General features: G+C 41.6%; 27 protein-coding genes and 2 pseudogenes. 4 read left to right on the top strand and 25 right to left on the bottom strand.

Annotated features, from left to right (window positions below; genetic code table 11):
- Positions 1-37: 37 nt before the first annotated feature.
- From KNP80_RS14810 to KNP80_RS14790, 5 genes are all read right to left on the bottom strand, one after another.
- The gene (locus KNP80_RS14810; RefSeq protein ID WP_214720046.1) at positions 38-718 is read right to left on the bottom strand and encodes a response regulator transcription factor; all 681 of its coding nucleotides are present in this window, start codon (positions 716-718) and stop codon (positions 38-40) included.
- Positions 719-1,037: 319 nt separating this feature from the next.
- Positions 1,038-1,364: a four-helix bundle copper-binding protein gene (locus KNP80_RS14805; RefSeq protein ID WP_214720047.1), complete on the bottom strand. Its 327-nt coding sequence runs from the start codon at positions 1,362-1,364 to the stop codon at positions 1,038-1,040.
- A 91-nt stretch (positions 1,365-1,455) separates the two neighbouring features.
- A complete protein-coding gene (locus KNP80_RS15870; RefSeq protein ID WP_214720048.1) occupies positions 1,456-2,028 on the bottom strand; it encodes a multicopper oxidase family protein in 573 nt (190 codons plus the stop codon).
- A gap of 69 nt (positions 2,029-2,097) precedes the next feature.
- Positions 2,098-2,652 (bottom strand): multicopper oxidase domain-containing protein, encoded by a 555-nt coding sequence (locus KNP80_RS14795; RefSeq protein WP_214720049.1) that lies wholly within the window; start codon positions 2,650-2,652, stop codon positions 2,098-2,100.
- Entirely contained in the window at positions 2,636-2,971 is a 336-nt protein-coding gene (locus KNP80_RS14790; RefSeq protein ID WP_214686842.1) for a hypothetical protein, read from the bottom strand. Before KNP80_RS14790 ends, KNP80_RS14795 begins: the two co-directional genes overlap by 17 nt.
- Before the next feature lie 187 nt (positions 2,972-3,158).
- Between KNP80_RS14790 and KNP80_RS14785 the strand changes: the two genes are divergently transcribed.
- Positions 3,159-3,731, top strand: coding sequence for a YdhK family protein (locus KNP80_RS14785; protein WP_214720050.1), 573 nt, complete (start codon positions 3,159-3,161; stop codon positions 3,729-3,731).
- Between the two features lie 60 nt (positions 3,732-3,791).
- Here KNP80_RS14785 and KNP80_RS14780 read toward each other — a convergent pair whose 3' ends face one another.
- The 5 genes from KNP80_RS14780 to KNP80_RS14760 are packed head-to-tail and all read right to left on the bottom strand — an operon-like array spanning position 3,792 to position 7,372.
- Positions 3,792-4,463: a response regulator transcription factor gene (locus KNP80_RS14780; RefSeq protein WP_214720051.1), complete on the bottom strand. Its 672-nt coding sequence runs from the start codon at positions 4,461-4,463 to the stop codon at positions 3,792-3,794.
- The gene (locus KNP80_RS14775; protein WP_214720052.1) at positions 4,460-5,776 is read right to left on the bottom strand and encodes a sensor histidine kinase; all 1,317 of its coding nucleotides are present in this window, start codon (positions 5,774-5,776) and stop codon (positions 4,460-4,462) included. The genes KNP80_RS14780 and KNP80_RS14775 overlap by 4 nt, the downstream gene beginning before the upstream one ends.
- A 52-nt stretch (positions 5,777-5,828) precedes the next feature.
- Positions 5,829-6,158, bottom strand: a complete 330-nt coding sequence (locus KNP80_RS14770; protein WP_214720053.1) for a hypothetical protein — start codon at positions 6,156-6,158, stop codon at positions 5,829-5,831.
- Entirely contained in the window at positions 6,142-6,636 is a 495-nt protein-coding gene (locus KNP80_RS14765; RefSeq protein WP_214720054.1) for a hypothetical protein, read from the bottom strand. Before KNP80_RS14765 ends, KNP80_RS14770 begins: the two co-directional genes overlap by 17 nt.
- Positions 6,637-6,673: 37 nt before the next feature.
- Complete coding sequence (locus KNP80_RS14760) at positions 6,674-7,372, bottom strand: cytochrome c biogenesis CcdA family protein (protein ID WP_285222577.1); 699 nt, start codon at positions 7,370-7,372, stop codon at positions 6,674-6,676.
- A gap of 226 nt (positions 7,373-7,598) precedes the next feature.
- Here KNP80_RS14760 and KNP80_RS14755 point away from each other — a divergent pair, with 226 nt between their 5' ends.
- A complete protein-coding gene (locus KNP80_RS14755; RefSeq protein WP_214720055.1) occupies positions 7,599-8,318 on the top strand; it encodes a peptidoglycan DD-metalloendopeptidase family protein in 720 nt (239 codons plus the stop codon).
- A gap of 62 nt (positions 8,319-8,380) precedes the next feature.
- Here the strand turns inward: KNP80_RS14755 and KNP80_RS14750 are convergent, their stop codons facing one another.
- Together KNP80_RS14750 and KNP80_RS14745 are read right to left on the bottom strand one after the other, a co-directional pair.
- Complete coding sequence (locus KNP80_RS14750; RefSeq protein WP_353048005.1) at positions 8,381-9,262, bottom strand: IS3 family transposase; 882 nt, start codon at positions 9,260-9,262, stop codon at positions 8,381-8,383.
- Between the two features lie 502 nt (positions 9,263-9,764).
- Complete coding sequence (locus tag KNP80_RS14745) at positions 9,765-9,992, bottom strand: Lrp/AsnC ligand binding domain-containing protein (protein WP_251026306.1); 228 nt, start codon at positions 9,990-9,992, stop codon at positions 9,765-9,767.
- Between KNP80_RS14745 and KNP80_RS14740 the strand changes: the two genes are divergently transcribed.
- Positions 9,975-10,280, top strand: coding sequence for a PRD domain-containing protein (locus KNP80_RS14740; protein WP_214684166.1), 306 nt, complete (start codon positions 9,975-9,977; stop codon positions 10,278-10,280). The genes KNP80_RS14745 and KNP80_RS14740 overlap by 18 nt on opposite strands.
- A 226-nt stretch (positions 10,281-10,506) precedes the next feature.
- Here the strand turns inward: KNP80_RS14740 and KNP80_RS14735 are convergent, their stop codons facing one another.
- From KNP80_RS14735 to KNP80_RS16060, 8 genes are all read right to left on the bottom strand, one after another.
- Positions 10,507-11,880: an MATE family efflux transporter gene (locus KNP80_RS14735; protein WP_236355810.1), complete on the bottom strand. Its 1,374-nt coding sequence runs from the start codon at positions 11,878-11,880 to the stop codon at positions 10,507-10,509.
- A gap of 127 nt (positions 11,881-12,007) precedes the next feature.
- Positions 12,008-12,685, bottom strand: coding sequence for a hypothetical protein (locus KNP80_RS14730; protein ID WP_235420268.1), 678 nt, complete (start codon positions 12,683-12,685; stop codon positions 12,008-12,010).
- 50 nt (positions 12,686-12,735) lie between these two features.
- Positions 12,736-12,978, bottom strand: a complete 243-nt coding sequence (locus KNP80_RS14725) for a heavy-metal-associated domain-containing protein (protein ID WP_051627724.1) — start codon at positions 12,976-12,978, stop codon at positions 12,736-12,738.
- Between the two features lie 142 nt (positions 12,979-13,120).
- Positions 13,121-13,396 carry a glutaredoxin family protein gene (locus KNP80_RS14720; RefSeq protein ID WP_029336165.1) on the bottom strand — a complete coding sequence of 92 codons (276 nt, stop codon included), beginning with the start codon at positions 13,394-13,396 and terminating at the stop codon, positions 13,121-13,123.
- A 14-nt stretch (positions 13,397-13,410) separates the two neighbouring features.
- On the bottom strand, positions 13,411-15,870 hold the full coding sequence (locus tag KNP80_RS14715; protein ID WP_214720056.1) for a heavy metal translocating P-type ATPase: 2,460 nt from the start codon (positions 15,868-15,870) through the stop codon (positions 13,411-13,413).
- Between the two features lie 18 nt (positions 15,871-15,888).
- Positions 15,889-16,104 (bottom strand): heavy-metal-associated domain-containing protein, encoded by a 216-nt coding sequence (locus KNP80_RS14710; RefSeq protein ID WP_029336168.1) that lies wholly within the window; start codon positions 16,102-16,104, stop codon positions 15,889-15,891.
- 45 nt (positions 16,105-16,149) lie between these two features.
- Positions 16,150-16,608 carry a CopY/TcrY family copper transport repressor gene (locus KNP80_RS14705; protein ID WP_034781861.1) on the bottom strand — a complete coding sequence of 153 codons (459 nt, stop codon included), beginning with the start codon at positions 16,606-16,608 and terminating at the stop codon, positions 16,150-16,152.
- A 113-nt stretch (positions 16,609-16,721) separates the two neighbouring features.
- Complete coding sequence (locus KNP80_RS16060) at positions 16,722-16,862, bottom strand: thioredoxin domain-containing protein (RefSeq protein ID WP_353048004.1); 141 nt, start codon at positions 16,860-16,862, stop codon at positions 16,722-16,724.
- A 974-nt stretch (positions 16,863-17,836) separates the two neighbouring features.
- Between KNP80_RS16060 and KNP80_RS14695 the strand changes: the two genes are divergently transcribed.
- A complete protein-coding gene (locus tag KNP80_RS14695; protein ID WP_058765841.1) occupies positions 17,837-18,076 on the top strand; it encodes a hypothetical protein in 240 nt (79 codons plus the stop codon).
- Positions 18,077-18,264: 188 nt separating this feature from the next.
- On the opposite strand, the gene KNP80_RS14690 is transcribed toward KNP80_RS14695, so the two are convergent.
- The 5 genes and pseudogenes from KNP80_RS14690 to KNP80_RS14670 all read right to left on the bottom strand — a co-directional run bounded on the left by KNP80_RS14690 (position 18,265) and on the right by KNP80_RS14670 (position 22,624).
- A complete protein-coding gene (locus KNP80_RS14690; protein ID WP_029336171.1) occupies positions 18,265-18,615 on the bottom strand; it encodes a hypothetical protein in 351 nt (116 codons plus the stop codon).
- A 32-nt stretch (positions 18,616-18,647) separates the two neighbouring features.
- Positions 18,648-19,034: pseudogene (locus tag KNP80_RS14685) on the bottom strand (DUF6036 family nucleotidyltransferase); the annotation flags it as partial.
- A gap of 59 nt (positions 19,035-19,093) precedes the next feature.
- Positions 19,094-20,638 (bottom strand): annotated as a pseudogene (locus tag KNP80_RS14680) (IS3 family transposase).
- Between the two features lie 90 nt (positions 20,639-20,728).
- The gene (locus KNP80_RS14675; RefSeq protein WP_214720058.1) at positions 20,729-21,877 is read right to left on the bottom strand and encodes a YncE family protein; all 1,149 of its coding nucleotides are present in this window, start codon (positions 21,875-21,877) and stop codon (positions 20,729-20,731) included.
- A 357-nt stretch (positions 21,878-22,234) separates the two neighbouring features.
- On the bottom strand, positions 22,235-22,624 hold the full coding sequence (locus tag KNP80_RS14670; protein ID WP_251129040.1) for a QcrA and Rieske domain-containing protein: 390 nt from the start codon (positions 22,622-22,624) through the stop codon (positions 22,235-22,237).
- Positions 22,625-23,091: the final 467 nt, after the last annotated feature.

Raw genomic sequence — 23,091 nt, 5'->3', positions numbered from 1 at the left:
TTTTTATAATGACACTTTTACTTGTATAGCAAAGGTGTCATTTTGTTTCATCCTCACTCCAACGATATCCTCTCCCCCAAATTGTTTTCAGGTGGCTATCAATTGGATAATCTAACTCTCTTAACTTCTCTCTGATCATTTTAATATGAGAGTCCACTGTCCTTGGATCCGATTCTGATGTATAAGACCAAACGAATTCATAAAGCTCCAATCTGTTGAATAGCCTTCCAGGATGTTGAAGAAATAATCTCAGTAACGCATGTGCTTTGGGTGTGAAATCAATCGACTTACCATCTAACACAATTAAATCGTTGCTCTCATCGAACGTAAGTCCGTGGTATATAACGGGTTCTTTTGCTTTTCTTCTCATGACAGATCGAACTCTTGCTAAAAGTACGTCCCCATTAAACGGCTTTGTGACATAATCTGTAGCTCCAGCATCTAGTCCTTTGACGATGGATTCAGCATCATTTAGAGCCGTTATCATGATGATTGGGACTTCCGGGTGAGAATCCGTTATTTTCTTACATACTTCGACTCCATTGTACATTGGCATCATGACGTCCAATAAAATCAAATCAAAAGTTTCTTTTTTCATTTTCTCCAAAGCTTCGATCCCATTATTCGCCATACTACATTCATATCCTATTGGTTCTAGATAAAGTCTTAATAATTGCCTCATTCTTATTTCATCATCAACAATTAATATTTTATCCATCCTAGCCACCACCTCTTACATTAGAATTTTTTAATAATAAATGATTGTCAATCTATTTCCTCATTATTTTCACGAACTTTCTATATAATCAACTCAAACTATAGGATGGAGTTGATTATATAGAAAGCATTTATGAAGAGTTTAATCGTTACTCTCTATGTATCCTTCTTTTTTCTCACCATACTACTGGTCTATAAAGGTTATGAAATTTTTCATAACTAAGTACCGTAGTTTTTATAGATAAAGGAGCATCAGCTTTTTAGCTCATACCTTTTTCGGCATGGCGACATAGATGCTCCTTCATTTTTAACACTTCGCTTTAAGCAATTAATTTACGACAGATTTTTGCACATTCATTACAGGCCTCAGCGCACTTTTTACAATGATCATGATCATGTTTCGAACATTCGTCGGCACATCTTTCACAAATTTCAACACAGCTTCTTGCAAGAACATCAATATTGCTGCTGTTTCGAGAAATAGCTTGTACTAAAAGACTACAAATTTCAGAACAATCTCTGTCTAGACGTATACACTCTGCCATCGAAGAAACATGATGTTCACTCAAACACGCATCAAAGCATTCATTACAAGTCACTATACAGTTGTGTAGGGCACCTAAGATTTCTTGTTGTCCAGTATTCATTCTAAAATACCTCCATTTTCCGTCTTTTTTGACTTACACAAAGCCTATTCCCTTAGTTTGTGAAGAAAAGATGAAAACATTCACCTATTTTTTAGTCCACTTTCAACTGACCCATCATTCCGTTCTCTTCATGTTCAAGGATATGGCAATGGTACATAAATACCCCTTTTTCCTTGAAAGTCATCTGAATCTTAACTCGTTCGTCTGGTTTTATAGCGATAGTGTCTTTTAGACCTGTTTCTTGATTATCCAGTTTCTGTCCGTTTCGCTCTAATACTTTGAATTGGACTCCATGAATGTGAAAGGGATGAGTCATTCCACCCATCATGTCTTTTTTATTATAGACCTCCCAAATTTCCGATTCTCCTTGTTTCGCCTTAATATCAATTCTCGTCTTATCAAACTTTTTCCCATTGATTTCAACATTTTTGCCCATTCCGAAAAGAGTTAATTTTTGATTCACTGTAGACAAGGTCTTTAGCGGCTTTTCATATCCATTTTTCAGCGCCAATGCACTTAGGTTCGCCCCTTGTTTATCCTTCAGTTTGAAGTTAACGACCCTTACTCCATTCGTCTCAAATGAAACAGTCTCACCAATTTTTCTTTTTGAAAAATCTACCAATACCTCTATACGTTCGCCTGGACTTAATTCAAATTTTTTCACGTTTTTCGCTTTTGAGATGTAACCACCATCATCAGCAATTTTTTTTAAAGGATGAGCCGTCAGATAACTTCACTGCATAGTTCCGTGCATTGGACCATTTATCAACCTGACCCTAAGTTGCGAATATTTCACGTTAAAATACGGATTAATCGTTCCGTTTACGAGGAGGGTATCGCCTAAAGCCCCATCTATTTTTTCTACATCAGCATATTCAAGGACATTCCTATTTTTAACTTTTCGATCTTGAAGAATTAATGGAATATCATTTTCACCATATTTATGAGGTAGCATCGTCTCTTTAGTTTTTTCATCTTTTACGTATAACAATCCTGCCAACCCCTTGTATACTTGTTCAGCAGTCTTACCCATTGGATGTGGATGAAACCACAATGTCGATTCATTTTGCTTCACTTTAAACTTTACTACCTTCGTCTCACCAGCTTTCACGACCTGATGTGGTCCACCATCTACGGATGATGGTACAACAAGACCGTGCCAATGGGATGTAGTGGCTTCTGATAAGCGATTCACCGTACGGATTGTTACTGTTTTCCCTTTTTTTAACTCCACTACAGGACCTAAATAATTTCCGTTATATCCTAGAGTTTTAGTTTTTTTTAGCATCTCGAAAGAACTTTGTTTCCCCTTGTTTAGCGACAATCGTGTATTGAATGGAATTCTTGGTTTCACGATCGGCTTTTAGTATCTTAGGGATGTTTAATCGTCGCTCTTTTTCTTCAGTTGATTTTAAATCGACACTCGCACCATGTCCCATACCTTCCATCATATTCTGATTTGTAGTAGTGTTTCCTCCATTCATCATAGATCCCATGTGCTGTTTGTTGTTTGACATAGTACCTCGGGTAAGAAGTAAATACGAACCGCCCACTATAATCATGAGAGTGAAGATACCGATAGTTGCGATTAACCATGTTATCTTCATATGGATCATTCCTTCCAATCAATTATTATCTTTAACTTAAAGAATGATTGTGAAAGAACTGTGTCTTTCTACCCATGAATTTTATAGTTTTTTTCAATGTGTTACTTTTCTGCTCTCTGCAATGTTTCTGCAAATTTATGTGATAGAGTCTATGGAAAGCATAAAAAAGCAATTGGAGGTAATTTTTATGAAATTAAAGAAAAAGATTTTTATGACAACTATGGCTACTTCGCTTTCTTTAGCACTCGCTGCGTGCGGAAGCAATAGTGATGATTCTAAATCAACAGGAAGCATGGATAAAAATATGGATGGTATGGATCATTCGACGATGGACATGTCTGGATCGAAAGAGGTTCCGAAAGGGCTCCAAGAGGCTAAAAACCCTAAATTTAAAGTTGGCGACATGGCGATGATCAAAGAAGCACATATGGAAGGCATGAAAGGGGCCGAGGCTAAAATTGTAGGTGCTTATGATACTACTGCTTATAGCATTTCTTATGACCCTACAAATGGTGGGAAACGTGTCATGGATCATAAGTGGATTATTCAAGAAGAGATTGTAGATCCTAAATCATCTCCTTATGAAGTAGGCGATGAAGTAAAAGTAGACGCGGATCATATGAAAGGAATGAAGGATGCTACGGCCACTATCGATTCAGCTAAGCAAACAACAGTGTATATGATTGATTTTGAATCGACTACAGGTGAAGAAGTGAAAAATCATAAATGGGTGACTGAAGACGAACTATCTGTAGAATAAACGATAAACAAGAGAGGAACGGTTTTTTAACCGTTCCTCTCTTGTCTTCTTTCTCCTTATTTAAGGAACCCACTTGTAACCAATTCCCCATACTGTGCGAAAGTGTTCTTCAATAGGAAACTCGAGTTTCCTAAGCTTTTCTCTTAAGTTTCTTACATGAGAATCGACCGTTCGTTCATCTGTCCACTCATTTGCTAACCATAAACTTGAGAGCAGTTCCTCTCTTGAATAGACACGTTCTGGATTTTTTAATAATTTAGCAAGTAATGAAAATTCTTTTGGTGTGACTTTGACTAAATGATTATCGTAATACAGCTCATGGGCGTCTTCATTTAAGATTAGACCCGACGATTCGATTTTTGATCCTGAAGAAACTGTAGTTCGTCTGAAAATCGATTGAATTCTTGCCTTCAATTCCGCCTCGTCGAACGGTTTCACAATATAATCATCTGCTCCCAGTTGTAATCCTTTTACGATTTCTTCTTTTCCGTCGAGTGCTGTCAATAAAATGACTGGTACATTCGAAACTTCCCTTATCCTTTGACAAGTCTCAAAACCATCCATTAAAGGCATCATCACATCCAATATGATTAAGTCAGGCTCATCTACATCAATCAAGTTCAATATCTCTCTTCCGTTGTTCAGCTTAATACAGGTATAACTGTCTTGCAGATAGAGTTCAATCAGTTCTAACATTCGATTCTCATCATCTACTAAAGCAATGGTTCTCATCCTGGAATCCCCCTCAAGTCAATGACAACCTTCAACCCGTTTTCTACATTAATAGCTACGATGGTCCCTTTGTGCGCTTCAACTATTTCTTTCGTGATAGCCAGACCGAGCCCAGTACCTCCTGTTTCACGATTTCGTGAAGAATCTACTCGATAAAAACGATCAAAAAGATACGGGAGTGATTGTTCATCCACACCACCACCTTCATCCGTAACTTCAATAAAGTTTTCATCAAGTTTTAAAAATACGCGTTTGTTCGCATGTGTATATTTTAGCGCGTTATCCAGTAAATTTAAGAGAACCTGATCGAATCTAGCTTGGTCTATCTCTTTGTAGATGGGAGTTTTATTAATTTGAAGAATTAATTTCACTTGTTTCTCCTCAAATTTAACAATTATTCTTTCACTGATCTGTTTTAAGAAATCATTCATCTCTGTAATCTGAGGATCTATTTGAAAATGTGGCTCTTCCAATCTAGCAAGTTCAAACAAATCCTCAATCAGTTCTTGAAGTCTTTCGGATTCCTCATAGATAATATCTCCAAATCTCGATTCGTCTTTTTTGAGGAGTCCTGCATATCCCTTGATGTAGGTAATCGGCGTACGCAATTCATGTGTGATTGAAGTCAGAAATTGCTTTCTTGTATTTTGAATGTGACGTAAATCAACAGATAACTTAGTGATCGCTCGTGCTAAATCTCCTACTTCGTCGCTTCTCTCAGCTTCTCTGATTTTCAGCACCTCGCCTTTACTTAACTTTACCGTTGCCTCTTTCATTGATAAAAGTGGCTTTATAATGATATAACTCAAAAAATAAACACTTACTAATAGAAAAAGTACTAACAAGAATATAGAGAACACTACTTGTTGTTTCAATTCCCCCATCAAATGCTGTATATACTTCGTCGGCTCTAACATGATTATTTGACCGCCATCTTCAATATTACTCACCGTCACTAAAAATTTGCCTTCTCTCCAATTACCTTCTACGATTCCATCCTTTTTTTGAATCCAATCCAGGTTCAAAAATTGTTCAGCGTCGTTAGATGAATCGACGACTTGATTATTTTTGTCTAAGATAATCACATCAGTCATCGCCTTTTCCTCCATTAAAACAACGTGTTCAACTGTTTGCTTGTCGAAGTTAGTGGAAAGAACATCTCGATGACTATTGCCTCTCTCTTGAAGGCTCTCCAGTTCACTTTCTACTTGTTGATGCTCAAGAATGTTGTATACAATAGCAGATGAGAGAATGAAAATCATGAGAATCCCGAAAAAATAAAATAACGTTATTTTAAATGAAAGTTTATTCATAAAGTACCTTTCTCATTTAAGATGATTACATATAAAAACAAACTGTTGAGATTTAGAAAAGAAAGTATTCTTCATTTAGGCGATACACAAAAGAGCTTTTATCATTTGATTCTTTTAAAAGGACAATTCCTTGAATATTGCTCCACAAATAATTAGCGAAATCATAATCACTAAAAATAGCCTCACGAGTAGAATGCGTCATGAAACATTCTATTTTTGTAATCGTATACATTCCCTCCGAATCACGTTGATAATCGAAAGAAAAAGAACCCTTTATATTAAGCCTTTGAGCAATTATTGCTACGCACTCCTCTAAAATCGAGTTGGCAAACACCTCGTATGAAAGAACAGTATCTTGGTACCGTTCATACTCTTCTCTCATAAAAACAGCAAATCACTTCATCAGATCGATAATCGATATATGTATCAATTTTCCCCAGCTTTACACCTTCAGGCGCATTCTTTATTAGGTCAAAAGAGTAAGTAAAGGTATTACCTTGAACCGAAAATGAATCATGAAGTATTGTTTTATCCAAATCAAAGGATGTTATAAACATTACGTTATTTTCTCTCATTTTTAACTTGTGTTTCGATAGCGTAGTTGCTTCTTGTTCGCTTAAAGGAATAATCCAGCCTATTTTTTGAGAAGTACAATATTCAATGAGATTACTAATATACCCTTCTTCTGATTCTTTTTTTGAAAATGAATCAAAATATTTAAAATCAGGAAGTAGCTTTCGAACCCATCCTTCTTTTGAAGAAATATGAATATCTATACCTGAGGGTTTAAGTTGTTTTATGTTCTCCATCACTTTCCAGTTTTCCTCTACTCCCATTATCAGGACATTTTTACGAAACATTTACGATGCATCTCCTCTTGAAATAGAAAATAGAGCGTCAGAACCCTCTAAACCCTGTAAAATCAATCAATATTGTAGTTAGTTTCGTTAGACCATCGAAATACAATATGATACCTAATAAAATCATAAACCCTCCACCTATTTTTGTAACCTTTGAAGAATACTTCATTAAATATCTTGATTTCCCGACCAAAAACGACATTAAGAAAAATGGAATGGAGAAACCTAGAACATAAAAGAGCATATATAAAAATCCATTACCAGGATTTGTGGCAATCAAAGCAATAACTCCAGCGAGAATTGGTCCTGTACAAGGAGTCCATCCAGCAGCTGATCCGACTCCGACCAAAAACGTTCCGATATAGCCACGCTTTCTTGTTCCTAAGTTCAATCTTCGCTCTTTAAGTAAAAATGTTGGAGTCCATAGACCAGTTAGAATAACACCAAATATGAATAAAATAAGTGCACCGCTCATCCGTAAAACATCTTTATACACTATAAAAAAATCAGCCAAGTATGACGTTGAAAAACCCATCACTAAAAATACGCTCGAAAATCCAAGTAGGAAAACTAATGTATGGGGAACTCCATTCCAGTTCCACTTTTCATTTTCTTTTAACTCTCTAACTGAAACCCCTGTAATGTAAGATAAAAAAACGGGATATAAAGCCAGACAACATGGCGAAATGAAAGATAAAAACCCTGCCCCAAAAGCTAACAAAAAAGATAATTCCATCAAATTCCTCCTACACACAAAAAATAAATCTATTTTTTGGAATATTTATAAAAAAGAAATGCGTTTAACTTTTATCATAAAATCCGTTTGTGAAAAAACTATGCATTTTTTGATTAAATCTCTTGTCAATTTTTGAAATGAATTTGATATACTTTTTTGTAATATAGTGATGCTATACTCCTTTTAACAAATCGTTCGTCACTGTATCTTTAAAGGAGTACAACTAATGAAAAACAAGGTAATACTTATCGCTTCTAGTGTCTTACTCGCAACAACTTTTTCGATGCATAGTCCAAAAGTCGAAGCAAGTAGTGCATATAACATAAAAGTGAAGACAGACGATCTTCGTGTTCGGACTGGTCCTTCTCTCAATCACAAAATTGTCGGCATCACTAACACTGGGCAGACCTTTTCTTATTTAGGAAAAAAAGGAGCTTGGACAAAAGTACTTTACAAAGGAAACACACGGTATATCTATAGTTCTTACCTAAAAAAATATAAGAGCCACGTTGCCAAAAAAACATCATATAATAACTCTCTTTTTGCTTCTCCTACAGAAGGTCGGCTGACCCAAGGATACGGAAACTCTAATGGTGCTTACGGTTATACATTCCATAATGGCGTTGATCTAGCTGCAGCAAAAGGCACACCCGTCTACGCCTCTGCCAGTGGAAAAGTCATTACATCTAAAAACAGCGGTGCATACGGTAAACACGTTATGATTTCACATAGTCTACAGAATCAAAAATACGTAACCGTTTATGCTCATATGAACAGCCTTTCGGTAAAAAGTGGTCAGACAGTCTCTAAAGGTATGAAGATTGGAACAGTTGGGAATACAGGAAACTCGTTCGGAAATCATTTGCACTTTGAGATTCATAAAAACAGTTATAAATACAGCAGTTATTCTGCAGCGAATAGTGTCAACCCAATGAACTATTTGTAACCTAAAAAAAAGAAAAGATTAGACTGACCTAGCTATATGAGACACTAATAAAAATACCTTGATTAGGCTACCGCCACACCATATTTTATCGGTGTGAGGTAGCCTAATTTTTCTTGGATACGTTCTTCGTTGTAGTAAGTTAAGTAATTATTCACCCGCTCACGCACTTCATAGTCGCTTAACGAGTTGAACTTGACGTACTGGAACACCTCAGACTTCAAGTTCGAATGAAACGATTCGATCACCGCATTATCCCAACAGTTGCCTCTTCGAGACATGCTGCTCGTCAGATACTTCCTCTTTACGAAATCTTGAAAGGCATATGATGTATAGACACTTCCTTGATCTGAATGGATGATAACCCCTTCGGGATTGTTCCGACTCTCCAACGCCATCCTTAACGTATCGATGACGAGGGGCGTCTGTTGATGATCGTATAGCTTATAGGCAAGAATCTCATTGTTGAATAGGTCGATGATCGTGGAGAGGTACTTCGTCGTGCCCCCGTATTGGATGTAGGTGATGTCCGTCACCCACTTCTTATTCGGTCTACTGGCAGTGAAGTCTCGCTTGAGAAGGTCAGGGGCGATGACGATACTCTCACCCTGAGACTTCCATTTTCGTTTGGGTTTGATCCGACACTGGAGATGGTGCTTCTTCATGATTCTCTGTACGGTGTTCCGGTTTGCTGCCAATTCATAGGTTTGTTCTAACAGGGCCTTTATCTTTCGATGTCCATATCGATACTTTGTAAGCTTACATACTGCGACGATTGTTTGCTCTAGCACCGAAGGGTGCTTCACCGGTTCTCTGGCCCAACGGTAATAGGTTGCCCGCGGAACGTCTATCACACGTAGGATTGTCGTGACTGTATATTTGCTCCTCAGGAGCTCTACAACCTTTAGGACTACTTCTTTCTCAACTCTCTTTCGATCTCCATGAATTTTTTTAAGATTTCGTTCTCCGTCTTCAGGTGGGATAGTTGACGCTCTTTCTTGTCATCCTCGCTGGCGGAATCAGGACCGAGTCCGTAGGTGTACTGCTTCCCGATCGGTTGGCCGAATCGATAGATTTCATTGGACCGATACCATCTCATCCATGTGTGAATCTGGGATTCATTTTTGATTCCGTGTTTCTCCATAATCTCTCTAGTCGTCAACTCACAACTTAGTTTGTCTCTCACCACTGCCCATTTCACTTCACTTCACTTGAATATACGTTTTTGCCCACGCAAAAACACCTCCGATGCCAGCACTTTTTTAAAGTGGACCACTGCGAAGGTGTTTTTATATTGTCTCAAAAATTTAGGTTAGCCCAAAGTTGGATTTTTTTATGTCCAATTTTTATGGGGCAGTTCACAAGAATTTGAGCTTTTTCATAGAATTAAATGATTTTTCTAAAGTGTTTAACTGTCTCTATCAACTTTTGTACAGCTAGCGATATATTTTATACGTCTTTTATTGGCGAGAGACGCCGCTTGATTTCGTTGATAGACAAGTAAAGCGTATAATTCCCGTATTCAAGAATCGAATTTAGAAAGAGATTCAGTTCTTCCTGAGATGTCACTTTTATTTTTAGATGGTAACATCCTTCTCCTGATACACGATGGGCTTCCACTACTTCTTGGCGCTCGTTTAGAAATTGAATAAAATTCTCATGATTGGACGTTTTCATAATGCTTACAACATTGAAACCGATGAAGAAGATATTCATTATTCACGATTCATCACACATGTGAAATATTTTGCTGAACGCTTTTATGCTGGAAAAATGTTGAATGAAGAATCCGATCAACTATTTGAGCAGATTGCGAACATCTACCCAAAGGCCATGAATGGTTCATTCAAAGTACGGGACTACCTTAAACAGTTGCACGGTGTGACAATTCCTAATGAGGAACTAGCTTATCTAGCCGTTCATATTCATCGACTGACAACTAATATGGATTTGAATAAACAATAACTTTTTTAATTACCTGGTTCTTTTTGACGAAGACCAGGTTTTTTCTATATTGAACAAAAAATATCCATTTTTTATAATCGAGCAGCTATAGGCCGCATGACATATGTGTGTTTTTCACCACTGATTCGATTTCTTTAGATCGGCGTGACGGGCTCCTTTAATAACTTTTTCAGAAAAGATAAAAGGAAAGAACAACTTTGCTCTTTCCTACAATTTCAGTCAAGTGTTAATAATTATTTATACATCGCACGTCTTCATGCTTGGTTTTGGGATGACAGGGCTTCTGCGGTTCGGATTCCACTACAATCCAACGCCCACGGCTGAATTGAATCCAAAGGACGATCGCCTTAAAGACGATGTCTAGACCGATGGCGATCCACACTCCTGCAATGCCCATCTGCATCTGAATCGCCAATACATATACTGCCCCAGTCCGGATCACCCACATACCGATCGTGGTCAGATACATTGGAAACTTCGTATTGTTCGCTCCTTGGAATCCACCGGTCAATACAAGGACGACTGCTAGGAAAGGCTGGAAGACCGCTGCTATTTTTAACGCGACATCGATGTCTTTGATGACTTGGGGATCGTCGGTGAAAAGTGAACCTGCCCATCCTCCGAAGAAGAATAAGACGACCCCGAATAAGGACATGAAGCCCATCGCCATGAACGTGCTCAATCTGGCATATTCTTTGGCGGTCTCGTGGTCTCCCGCTCCGATGTTGCGACCGACGAGAATGGTTGCTGCTGTCGCGAAACCATATGCCAACATATAAGAGAACACCTCTAGATTCCCTGCAATTTGATGCGCGGCGAAGGTGTTCGTCCCGAGTACCACGATGAATCCGAAATACACGATCTGTCCGGCTCTCATGACCAATCGCTCGATAGCCGCCGGGCTTCCAAGGTTCACGAGCTCCAACTGGTGTTCGAGATCCGGTCTCCAGAAATCTTTCCTGAAGGCGATCACTTCCGTCTTACGAATATAGTTCATCAATAAGAGCGTCCCGACGAGCCGGGCGATGACGGTCGCGAGTGCCGCTCCGACGAGACCAAGTTCGGGGATGATCCAAAAACCGAAAATCAACATATAGTCGAGCACAATATTGACGACATTGATGACGATGCTCACCTTCATCGGTGATTTTGTATCTCCCGCACCTCGTAAGATACTACTGAGCACAAACATCAATGCCATCACGATCGATGGGATCCCGACAATTTTGAAGTAGGTGCTACCAGCTTCTAAAACGTCATTCTCCACCCCCATCAACCGCAGGAGAGGCTCAGCGAAAAATAGCGTCACGACCCCAAAGGTCACCCCGACCACGACAGATAGGACGATGGCCTGCTGCGCGATATGTCTCGCGCGCTCGATTCGTTCTGAGCCTAAGTTATTGGCGACATAAACGTTTACTGCCACACCGATTGCCATAAAGACAGCAAAGTAGATGGCGAGGATGGCATTCGTCACTCCTACCGCTGACACTTCTGCTAGGCCGATTCTTGAGACGAACAGCGTATCGACAAATCCGAGCAACGTTTGGAAAAAATTCTCGGCAACCGCTGGTAACGCGAGTAGAAGGATGAATTTCATCTTGGTTTTTCGATCACCATGAGTGTCCAGCCGCTCACTTTCTATCATCTGAGTCCTCTCCTTCGAAAATTATGCTTACAACGATTACAGGAAAGCGACCCAACGAGGAACCATGGGTCGCTCATGGTCAATCTGAGACACGAATGACGAAAGGATAGGTGTGCACAGTCCCATGGAACTGGAATTCGGCCCAGACCTTGTATAGGCCAGGTTTATGGAAGACCGTCTCAAATTCCGTCGTATCATGAGAAGAAGGATGCACATGGATAAACTGTTCTCCGGCTTCATCCAAGATGACGACATGACCAAGTGCTCCAAGGTATGGCTCCGGGTTACTTTCTTTGGTGTCATAGCTGAAGACAGTCGGGACATGCGCTTTTAAAGAGTCAATCGACAGCTCGACGGTATGACCTTCGATCGTCTTCGTCAGACGCTCATCCACTTTAAGTGACGATTCGATAGAGGAAGAGGACTGATGATCAATCTGTAAGTGAACCGGCTTCACTTGATATGCCAGTCCCTTAGGCTGAATATCCACGAAGAGTTTATACGCCCCTGCCTCAAGTTGGACGGGTTGCTCGAATCGACCCTCACCCTTTTTAAACGGATGGAGGTGTCGGTACTCAGTTAGGTCTTCGTTCACGAGAATCAAATGGAATTCCTTTTCATGGCTGACTTCGAGTTCCGGGGCTTGCTGATGTTGATCCTTTAACTCGATACTGATTTTCCCGAATTCATATTTAGCTTCTACAGACACTTCATTTCCCGTCAAGTTCTTCATATGATGATGTCCATGGTCTTTCACGTTTAACACTCCTTTGTGTAGTCCTTGATCGCACCGTCACTCGACCTCCATTACTTGCAGCAAGAACAACCGATTTTAACGGTCGCCTCCGTTACCTCGTAGCCAGTCTCTTGAATTGCGGTTTCAATCTCAGAAAGTGTGAGTTGGCTTTCATCGAACGTCACGTCCACCTCTCCCGCCGAAAGATTGACCTTCACTGATTCAATACCCGCTAACTTTCCAACGTGTCCTTCAATCTTATTGATACAAGATCCACAAGACATACCCGCTACCTGAAATGTTGATTTTTTCATTATATGTTCCTCCTGATTATTTAATTACCATACATGGGTAGGGTGTAAAAGTATCGATTTTTTTACACCCTCGCCACCTTATGTTCGTGTCCCTCATTGCGCGACACGCTTTCAACAGGTTCTGAGAGTGAGCTATCGTTGCTTATCGTAGCAATGTTAGAATCTCTTCTTTGTTGTTCTCGAAGCCAACAAAGTACTTCACTACTCTTCTTTTTCTGAGCATCCCTTTTTTGTAGAAGACAAACAGTGGTACGATTCGATTCCCTGATATCGCTACCATTTCTTGTTCAAGGTCAAGGTTCACACCCACATCTTTGTTCACATAAGAGACTGAGATTGTTTTTAAGTATTTTTTGGCATCCTGACAATCTGAACACGTCGGACGCGTGTAAAGTTCGAGCTGTAGATCTCTATCCATCCCAATTCCTCCTTTTATTTGATCATCGAAGGCTGGAATCGTTTCAAACGGAGTGCGTTCACCAGGACCGAGACTGAGCTTAAACTCATGGCCGCTCCAGCAAGAATCGGGTTCAATAAGGGCCCACCAAGTAGATAAACAATCCCCATCGCAAACGGGATACCCATGACATTATAGGCAAATGCCCAAAACAGGTTCTGTTTAATATTGCGGATGGTTGACTTGCTCAATTCGACAGCTGTAGGTACATCCATCAAATCGCTTCGCATCAAGACGATGTCTGCGGATTCGATCGCAACGTCAGTACCCGAACCGATCGCGATTCCGATGTCTGCTTGGGCCAAGGCTGGTGCGTCATTGATTCCATCACCGACCATTGCGACCTTCTTCCCTTCGGCCTGTAACTTCTTCACTTCGTTCGCTTTGTCTTCAGGTAACACTTCACTCAGTACCCGATCGATCCCGACCTGTCTCGCAATCGCCATGGCCGTACCTTTGTTGTCTCCGGTGATCATGGCTACTTCGATACCCATTCGTTGAAGTTTCTGAATGGCTTTACGACTGTTTTCTTTGACGGTGTCTGCGACAGCGATGATCCCTGCGATTTGTTGGTCAATCGCGATATACATCGGCGTCTTGCCTTGGTGTGCGAGTTTGTCTGAAGCGCCTTCAAGGACATCCAGTGAGATGCCGCGGTCTTTCATCAATTTTCTGTTTCCGGCAAGCAAGACTTTTCCGTCGATCAGGACTTCGATCCCGTGCCCTGGGATGGCTTCAAAACGATCGATATCCATGACACGCATCATTCTGTCCTCTGCCGCTCTTACGATTGCTTCGCCCAATGGATGTTCAGACCCTTTTTCAGCGGAAGCGGTCAAGCGTAACAACTCATCTTCTTGATGTCCATTCACTGTCACGATATCTGTCACTTTCGGTTTTCCTTCAGTGATCGTCCCTGTCTTGTCGAACACGATCGTCTGGACTTTATGGGTCGTCTCCAAGGCGCCGCCACTCTTGATCAACACACCATTCTCAGCACCTTTGCCCGTACCCACCATGATTGCTGTTGGTGTGGCCAAACCTAGTGCACAAGGGCAGGCGATGACCAGTACTGAAATCGTGATCGTCAAGGCGAAGAGGCCGGTCTGACCGCCTAAATACCATGCAATTCCTGAAAGGATCGCGACGACGATGACAATCGGTACAAAGTATCCGGAGATGATATCGGCCAGTTTTGCGATAGGAGCTCGAGAGCCCTGTGCATCCTCGACCAATTTGATGATTTGAGATAGCGCTGTATCCTTACCGACTTTCGTGGCTCGGTATTGGATGATCCCGTTCTTGTTGATGCTGGCACCGATGACTTGAGCACCCACATTTTTTTCAACAGGGATACTTTCACCGGTCAGCATGGATTCGTCTACAGACGTATTACCTGATAGAACCACGCCATCCACCGGAATCTTCTCACCAGGCTTTACGATAACCGTGTCGCCGACGATGACTTCGTCGATTGATACTTCTAACTCTTGTCCGTTGCGGACGACCTTTGCCGTCTTAGGTGCCAGTCCCATCAATTTTTCAATCGCTTCGGATGTTTTACCCATCGACCGGACTTCAAGATATTTACCTAATGTGATCAGCGTGAGAATGACTGCGGCTGTCTCATAGTAGAGGCTATTCACGTATCCCTCATAACCTGAGAGGATAGCCATGGTGGCACCGACGCTATAGAAGAAGGCTGCGCTCGTCCCTAGGGCGACAAGTGAATCCATATTCGGATGCCCTCGGAACAATGTCTTAAATCCGACGGAGAAGAATTTCCATCCGAATAACATCACTGGGATGGTCATCATGAGCTGCAAGACAGCGAACAATTCTGGGTTCATCGTTGGATGCAATGCCATCGGTAGGGGTAGGCCGATCATATGCCCCATCGCCACATAGAGTAATGGAATCGTGAAAATCGCCGACCCTACAAATCGGTTCCACATCGATTGAATTTTTTTCAGTTTCTTTTCTTTCTCGGTATCTTGACTATCCGCTGATTCTTGATCTTCTCTTGCCTCATATCCGGCGTTTGCCACCACTCGGATGACATCTGATACAGTCACCAGCTGAGGATCATATCGAATAACTAATTTTTCTGTCGCCAAGTTCACATTCGACTCAGTCACACCCACCATTTTCCTCGTGGCCTTCTCAATCGTCTGCACACACGAGGCACAAGTCATCCCTGTGATGACAAATGATCTTTGCTCGGTCTCGGTTGAGGCCTTGTAGCCAGCCTTCTCGACGGTCGTCTGAATATCCAGCGGCGAGATTTTCGTCTCATCGTAATGAATGCTCAATTTCCCAGTCGCTAGGTTGACGTTGGAGGTCACTACGCCAGGCAATTTTTTTGTTGCTTTTTCAACTGTCTGAACGCAGGACGCACAGGTCATCCCTTCCACGGCAAATGTCTTACTCTCCATATCGTCTTACCTCCATTATTATTGGGCTGATTCGACTTCGTAACCGACCTCGCCCACAACTTCTTTAAATTCATTCACATCTAGTCGTGTTTCATCGTACTTCACTTTTGCGATGCCTTTCTTTAAGTTGACTTTCGCACTTTCAACCCCATTCAGACCTTCAAGTGCTGACTCGACTTTGTTGACACAATGAGCGCATGACATACCTTTAATCGTTAAAATCGTTTTTTTCATCTTGAGTCTCCTCCTATTCACTACATTCATGACATCATTTCAAACTCAATGTCTGGATCCACAAGAATGGTCCTGACATCTGCATTGACCCGGGGTACAGGTGCATGGAATGTCCTCCACCGCTTCACTTTCCTTCATCTCAAGGATTTTTTTGAGATTCTCGATATCCTGTACACTCAGTGTCGCCTGTGTGATCATCGTTCCGATTGTGTTCCCGACATCCCTGTCACAGATATGATCGAGTAGATCGTGTAACGTCTCTCTGATGACGTCACCTTCAACGACGTTCGCGGAGTAGATGAATTTCTTCCCCTCGGCCTCGGTTGAGAGCATCCCTTTTTTCACGAGCCTTCCAATGAATGTCTTCGTCGTCGCAGGCTTCCAGCTCATCTTCTTTTCCAATACCTCGATGATTTCTTTACTGGTCACGTGATTTTGGGCCCAAACGATACGCATGACTTCCCATTCTGAATCCGTGATTTGTTTTTCGACATGTTCAGCCATTTGTCTAACCTCCAAATTTTAAGTTTACAATCGTAAACGTTTTGTTTGATTTAAGTTTACAATCGTAAACGTCGTCTGTCAACCATTATGTTTTTGGGTTCGCTATTCAGTCTTCATTGGCTATATTCTTGTCTAGAAAACGCATCTGGATATCCTTCAGCAACGCTTTCAAATAGTAGTGCGAGCTGACGGCATCCCGGGCACCAATAGGTGGTGAACTTTAAGACTACAGGCTGCGTAGAGTGATTAACCATTTGCAAATCAGATAATTGAAATTTCGAAAGCATTTTTTCTCCTCTCTTTTCGTTTACGTTTGTAATCGATTTAAATTTACAACTGTAAACGTTATTTGTCAATCTATATATTCGTGTCCATTTTGTATGTTTCTTTAAGCTTATTGTTTCTCTCAAAACACTAATTCGATTCGTACTTAGTTGGGTCGTATTTATTTTGAACTCATACAGCTTTAAATTGTTAACTACTGTCATCTCTTATATGATGTAATAAAACAAAGTAGGAATTGTCTTAAGCGTTTTGTTGCTTAGTCGCTAGGATTAAATAGATGATTCGACTACTAGCTTACTATTGAGACATTCTCATAAGTAAAAAGTGTAGGAAGGTATACATTTCGACGTCGAAATGTATACCTTCCTACACCACAAAGTGCCAGTTTATGAGTGATTTTTTTTATAACAACTTGTATTTAAATGATTTAAATATAGGAACTACATATGCTGTATACAAAATAATAACCAAATGAGGGATTAGAATTGGAATCAAACGAGACCAAGGTGACGTCATTCCGCGTGTCACAAGAAGTGAAAGAACATATTCAGCGTTTAATGGAGCAACGTCAAATATCAACCAACCAATTATTCGAGCAATTAATATCATTGGCCGATAAACAGTCACCGGACCCCTTAGTCGTCAAGGAGAACGAATCACTCGACTAGAAACGCAACAAAAAGAACATGAGCGAATCAACGCGCGATATAAAAATACCATTCATGACCTTGAACAAAGCGTAATTGCAGAAGCTGAACGACTCCAAGAAGAGTATGAGCGAAAGGTGTCGTCACATGAAATTGCACTCACTCAATTACAAGATCAAATCAACCAACTAATCGCTGAAAAGAGAATCGTTGAAGACGCATTGGAAACAGAACGTGTGTCTAACAAAGAAGAACTAAAAGAGCAGAAAAAAACAGTTTTTCATCTAGAAGGAGACATGAAAAAGCTAGAAGATGAACGTAGCCAGCTCTATCGGCAAAATCAAAGTCTTATGGACGCTGTCGACGACTTAAAAGCTCGTACACGCCGTCTTGACCAGCTTGAAGAAGAGAACCAGAAACTGCACTTAGAAGTCCAGCTCCTCCGTCGAGAGAAAGAGACATTCGAGAACCGGTTACAGGAACAGGTCGAGCTCGCGGTCCTGCGTGAGCGGAGCACCCAACAAAATAAACAATGATACGAAAAGGGTACTAGGTTGAGTCAACCAGTGACTGAATCTAGTACCCTTATATTTATTACAAAGTAAGGATTTAACGGTTTGAAGAAATCGTCTGATACATGTTCAATGACTTGACCAAAGATGCTTCATTCACACGTAGAATCATAACCTCATGAGAGTATAAAAAATGACTCCGCTTGGTCCAATTAAGATTTCACCTGCAATCCACGCACCTTGAATCGATTACGCTTTTCTTCTAATTTCACTTTCATATCTACCGAGAACGTATTTTCAGGAGTGTTGTAGGCACGCCGTGCTGCCATACTAAGCATTTTTGCCACATCCTCTGCCCGGTCGTCCTGTAAATCATGCAGTGAAGATCGAACATACTGGCGAGCCATTTCTCGGTCACGTAGCGATTCAGGGACCGATACATGACGACTTAATGCCAGGGCCAATTGAGCCGTCTCTAAGCGATAGCTTGTCCCGCCTGCCTGCATACGATTCAGTTCATCCGCTAGCTCGCTTTGCAGAAGTACATGATTACTGTCTGACATCGGTCACCCTCCTCTACTCTTCTTTTGATTTATTATATACCCTTTTCCTGAAAAATTCGACTCAAGTCATGCACGTTACAAAATGGATCGTCCCACGTCATGTTTGCTTTGTATTCCTCTACAAGGTCGAGAAGTTTATCTTTATCGCAAAGTGCCAATAGATTCGTTTTTTCGAGATCCTCTAGATCCTTTTGGCGAGAGGAGAAAATCTTGGTACATGCTAAAAGTTCAATGTCGGGGATATACACATCAATCGCCTCGAACAGCCCTTCAATCTTATGCCGGAATTCATTTTCCCTAAAGTCTTCACGGGGTGGGAACTGAATCACCCCTTCGACAATTTCAATTTCATATTCATGAAGCGCCTCTTTCAATTCAGGTGTCACGACGCCCTCCGTCACGCGAATATCAATATCTCGCGTCGGACGATACTGAACTGCCCCCCGTCAAGTAGACAGGGCAAATAATGAAAACCGAACTAGGCGGCTTGAGACCTGTATTCGACAGGGCTCAAGCCGTTTAGCCGTTTCTGGAAACGGTCATGGTTGTAGAACGATATGTAGGTCTCGATGGCCGATGTGAGTTCGCTATAGGCCTGAAACTCACGCAGGTAGTACATCTCGACTTTCAGGGTACCCCAAAAGCTCTCGATCGGGGCGTTGTCGATGCAACGTCCGACCCGGGACATGCTGTGGGTCAGTCCCGCGTCTTCCACCATGCGTTTGAACCCTCTCGAGGTATATTGGCGCTATGAATCATCGGACGCGCTCCTGTGCGGAGCCCCGTGATGGCTGGCATCATCGTCTGGAAGACGAGAACGTTGTTGTTGGACTTTCCGATGCGATAGGCGACGATCGAGCCGTCGTACAGGTCGATGATTGCGCTCAGGTATGCCTTTTTCCCGGCACCATATTTAAACTCGGTGACGTCGGTGCACCATTTCTCGTCCGGTCGGGACGCGCTGAACTCTCGGCCACGTGCTGCGGCGTTGACTTCTTATGCTTCTTCCGCTTCCGCCGGATGACCGATTGGATCCCATGGATATGCATCAAGCGATAGACTCGCTTTTCATTGAACAGGGACAGTCCTTGTTGTCGGCGCAACCGGTTGATCGTCATCGTGATCCGACGGTACCCGTATGTGCCGTTCGCCTGGTCATAGAGTAGACGGATGTCCTCCAGAAGCTTCTCGTTCTCTTCTTGACGCACCGGTATGGTGCGATTCAACCATTTGTAATAGGCCGCCCGTGAGATGCCGGCGACTCGACAGAGGAGCACGATCGAAAGGGCCTCCTCTTCGTTCAATTCTTTGATGGCGATATATCGTTGCTGTAGCCGTACCTGGCTGATTATGACCTCCTCTCGATCTCCTCTAACTTTTTTAGAAACAAGATGTCCGCACGAAGAAGTTCATTCTCAAGCTCCATTTGCTGGATACGGCGCTTAAGCTTCTCTTCTTCGCTTAGTTCGTCCTCTGGCTTCGTACGCCCACGGCGGTCCACGAGCGCCTCTGCCCCGCCCGTGTCATACTTTTTGATCCAGCCATAGACCTGGGCATAGGACACCTGAAATTGTTCCGCGGTCTGCTGGTAGTTGCGTCCATTCTCCAAACAATATTTCACGATCTCAAGGCGCTCTTCGAATGTAGTTTTTCTTCCTTTTGTCATAGCTCGATCCATCCCTTTTCTCGAATCTGTTAACTCGCTATGACTAGTATACTTCTTAATCCATTTACGAAGAACAGACCAATCACTGATCTGATACTTGGAGAGTACCTCCATTCTAGTGAACCCATCGAGATAGTCGCGGACGGCCGCGATTTTCAGTTCCTTGGTGTAAGATTTCCATGCCTTCGATTCCTTCAACGCATCGATCCCACCGGTATCGAATTTCACTTTCCACACCTGGAGGGTGTGCCTAGAGACGCCATGAGCCTCCATGATTTCTTTCCAAGTATATGTTTCTTCTTCCATCATGCGCAGCGCACTCAATTTTTGTTCGATCGTATGCCGACTTCTCGCCATAAAAAACACTCCCCAATAGAATAAACAGATTTGTTATTTCATCTGTCTACCTATTGGGGAGCATATCAATGTGGGCAGCGGGGCTTGGCGTTATTCTGTTATGCTGATACCATTTGGAACACCTTTCACTTCGATCGTTTCGATTACCTTGTTTTGCCCTTTGTCGATGATTGACACTGTATCTTCAAACATATTGGTTACATATACTTTCTTATTGTCCGGACTGGTTACGACTCCGTGCGCCCCTTTTCCGGTTATAATTTCAGCAGTTGCTTTCCTTAAGGCAAGTTCAATCACTGTGACGGAGTTAGATGGAGCGTCTTTTGTACCCTGGTTTGCCACATAGGCAAATTCATCATTTACATCAACATAAACCTGTGCCGGACCCACGCCAACTTCGATTTTTTCAACCTTTTCAGTCTCAAGGTCCACTACAGCCAACGCATTTTCAGCATTTAAAGTGGCCACAAGGGTTTTTCCATCCGATGTGACACCTGCAGTAACGGGAACTGCACCGACTTTGATCCGTTTTTCTTCCTTCATCGTTTCTAGGTTCACCACACTGACTGTGTCTTCTCCCATGTTCGCAATATAAGCCTTCTGGCTATCGGCTGAAATCCTGAATCCATGAGGGCCTATTCCTGTCTCTACCGTATTGACAACCTCGTAGCTTGCCATATCTATGACAGAAATATTGTTATCCTCATTATTCGTCACGACCGCAAAGTTCCCGTTCTCAGTAAATACGATGTGGGCAGGGTGATTTCCTACTTCAACTTCCTTGATTAGTTCATCACTTTCCACATCAAAGAAAAGCGCTTTTCCACTATTCCCCTCTCCGTGGCCGCCCTCTTCTTCATGGCTTTCATCCTCTTCGTCATGGCCGCCTGTTTCCGGTACAAGGGTTGCACCAATGATTTTTCCATCTGGAGATACTTGGACATTATGAACAGAACCTTCCAGCTCAATCGTATTTATAATTGTGTTGGTTGCGGCGTCAATTTTGGAAATGCTTCCACCTTCATTTGCAGTATAATAATATTGGGCAGCTGTATTCCCAGCCATTTCTTCAGTATTCTCCCCTTCTTGCTTCTCATTTTCTCCCACTGCTGCAACAAGCTCCTTTTTGTTGGGGCCTTCATCAACTGCATTGTTGCCTGAACTACACCCTGCTAGTACAACTCCCAGAACTCCCAGCATTAATAGAAAAATAAATATACTCATTTTCACTTTATTCATGTAAAGCTCCTCCTTTATCAATGTAAGGCAATCATAACAGCTAATTTTTGTACCAACTGTGATATATTTCACTTGGCAAATAAAAGGTTTTTAAAATCGTACAATTTGTTGAAATCCATTAAAACTGCATATTCTGCCTATAAGATAGAAGGTTTTCAAGTCATAAAAAAAGAACATGGCCTGCATTAAGGGCCTGTTCTCTAGGGGATATTTGTAGTTGCTCATTTAAAGTAAAGACCAGCCAGTCCGGCGGCCGCAACTACTAGTGACCAGAAAATAAGGAAAGCGAACGGCGAGAGTTTTTTTCTTCCTTGCTTTTCCTTTTGATTCGAACAGCATGCCATAGAGCACCTCCATTCACTTTTTCCGCTTTTCCCTCACCATAGGACTGAGAATGGCAATACAAACATTTTTATCCTCGATAAAGGATTCAAAAACATCCAACGACCTTGGTGGAGGCCCTCCTACATTGATTCCCTGCTCATCATACTTGCCTCCATGACATGGACAATAAAACTCGACTCCTTCATTTTCCTTCATGGACACTTCTGCGTTTCCTGCTGCACAGCCCAGATGTGTGCAGATAGGTGACATAATTAACAGGGAATTATCCTCCTTGTTTTTATTGATATACAAAAACCCTTCCATTTCCTGTTCAACCCACGCATCCTGAACCGTTGTTTTATAAAACACTTTTTTGGGAAAGTCACCTTTCTCCAGTTCACTGAGCGGGCCCAGGCTGGCCATTGCACTAGTATCCACTTTCTCTCTATTGCTGCACGCAGATAAACTGAGGGAAGAACTGATATAGCAAATAGACCCGCTGCTCCTTTAAGGAACTGGAAATGAATGTTCCCCTATTCACCTTTTCCATTTTAACCACCCTCCTATTTAACTTTTAATGTTAACCCTTAAGTTTGCAGAAATTTCATGCTTTCTAAAATATAGGCTTGGTTAAATTATGGAGACTCTGTTAACTTTCATATTTTAACTGCGAAAATGTAGTGAATGAGCTATTTTAATCATTTTTATCCATACTTTCTGCAACATTTTTTACTATTATTAGGATGAAAAACAACAGGAGGTATGTAGACTGACCTAGCTATATGAGACACTAATAAAAACACCTTATTAGGCTGCCACCACACCATATTTTATCGGTGTGAGGTAGCCTAATTTTTCTTGGATACGCTCTTCGTTATAGTAAGTTAAGT

The sequence above is a fragment of the Exiguobacterium sp. E4787 genome (genome assembly GCF_018618375.1).
GTDB classification, from domain to species: Bacteria; Bacillota; Bacilli; order Exiguobacteriales; family Exiguobacteriaceae; genus Exiguobacterium; species Exiguobacterium chiriqhucha.
Note: the sequence above shows the minus strand (reverse complement) of the source record. Positions and strands in the feature narration are given on the sequence as shown.

What these genes read in the sequence shown, in the direction of transcription:
- KNP80_RS14810 (WP_214720046.1), bottom strand. Translation starts at nt 718, where the DNA reads ATGGATAAAATATTAATTGTTGATGATGAAATAAGAATGAGGCAATTA.
- KNP80_RS14805 (WP_214720047.1), bottom strand. Translation starts at nt 1,364, where the DNA reads ATGAATACTGGACAACAAGAAATCTTAGGTGCCCTACACAACTGTATA.
- KNP80_RS14795 (WP_214720049.1), bottom strand. Translation starts at nt 2,652, where the DNA reads ATGCTAAAAAAAACTAAAACTCTAGGATATAACGGAAATTATTTAGGT.
- KNP80_RS14790 (WP_214686842.1), bottom strand. Translation starts at nt 2,971, where the DNA reads ATGAAGATAACATGGTTAATCGCAACTATCGGTATCTTCACTCTCATG.
- KNP80_RS14785 (WP_214720050.1), top strand. Translation starts at nt 3,159, where the DNA reads ATGAAATTAAAGAAAAAGATTTTTATGACAACTATGGCTACTTCGCTT.
- KNP80_RS14780 (WP_214720051.1), bottom strand. Translation starts at nt 4,463, where the DNA reads ATGAGAACCATTGCTTTAGTAGATGATGAGAATCGAATGTTAGAACTG.
- KNP80_RS14775 (WP_214720052.1), bottom strand. Translation starts at nt 5,776, where the DNA reads ATGAATAAACTTTCATTTAAAATAACGTTATTTTATTTTTTCGGGATT.
- KNP80_RS14770 (WP_214720053.1), bottom strand. Translation starts at nt 6,158, where the DNA reads ATGAGAGAAGAGTATGAACGGTACCAAGATACTGTTCTTTCATACGAG.
- KNP80_RS14765 (WP_214720054.1), bottom strand. Translation starts at nt 6,636, where the DNA reads ATGTTTCGTAAAAATGTCCTGATAATGGGAGTAGAGGAAAACTGGAAA.
- KNP80_RS14760 (WP_285222577.1), bottom strand. Translation starts at nt 7,372, where the DNA reads ATGGAATTATCTTTTTTGTTAGCTTTTGGGGCAGGGTTTTTATCTTTC.
- KNP80_RS14755 (WP_214720055.1), top strand. Translation starts at nt 7,599, where the DNA reads ATGAAAAACAAGGTAATACTTATCGCTTCTAGTGTCTTACTCGCAACA.
- KNP80_RS14740 (WP_214684166.1), top strand. Translation starts at nt 9,975, where the DNA reads ATGATTGGACGTTTTCATAATGCTTACAACATTGAAACCGATGAAGAA.
- KNP80_RS14745 (WP_251026306.1), bottom strand. Translation starts at nt 9,992, where the DNA reads ATGAAAACGTCCAATCATGAGAATTTTATTCAATTTCTAAACGAGCGC.
- KNP80_RS14735 (WP_236355810.1), bottom strand. Translation starts at nt 11,880, where the DNA reads ATGAAATTCATCCTTCTACTCGCGTTACCAGCGGTTGCCGAGAATTTT.
- KNP80_RS14725 (WP_051627724.1), bottom strand. Translation starts at nt 12,978, where the DNA reads ATGAAAAAATCAACATTTCAGGTAGCGGGTATGTCTTGTGGATCTTGT.
- KNP80_RS14720 (WP_029336165.1), bottom strand. Translation starts at nt 13,396, where the DNA reads ATGGATAGAGATCTACAGCTCGAACTTTACACGCGTCCGACGTGTTCA.
- KNP80_RS14715 (WP_214720056.1), bottom strand. Translation starts at nt 15,870, where the DNA reads ATGGAGAGTAAGACATTTGCCGTGGAAGGGATGACCTGTGCGTCCTGC.
- KNP80_RS14710 (WP_029336168.1), bottom strand. Translation starts at nt 16,104, where the DNA reads ATGAAAAAAACGATTTTAACGATTAAAGGTATGTCATGCGCTCATTGT.
- KNP80_RS14705 (WP_034781861.1), bottom strand. Translation starts at nt 16,608, where the DNA reads ATGGCTGAACATGTCGAAAAACAAATCACGGATTCAGAATGGGAAGTC.
- KNP80_RS16060 (WP_353048004.1), bottom strand. Translation starts at nt 16,862, where the DNA reads ATGGTTAATCACTCTACGCAGCCTGTAGTCTTAAAGTTCACCACCTAT.
- KNP80_RS14695 (WP_058765841.1), top strand. Translation starts at nt 17,837, where the DNA reads ATGAAAAAGCTAGAAGATGAACGTAGCCAGCTCTATCGGCAAAATCAA.
- KNP80_RS14690 (WP_029336171.1), bottom strand. Translation starts at nt 18,615, where the DNA reads ATGTCAGACAGTAATCATGTACTTCTGCAAAGCGAGCTAGCGGATGAA.
- KNP80_RS14675 (WP_214720058.1), bottom strand. Translation starts at nt 21,877, where the DNA reads ATGAATAAAGTGAAAATGAGTATATTTATTTTTCTATTAATGCTGGGA.
- KNP80_RS14670 (WP_251129040.1), bottom strand. Translation starts at nt 22,624, where the DNA reads ATGGCCAGCCTGGGCCCGCTCAGTGAACTGGAGAAAGGTGACTTTCCC.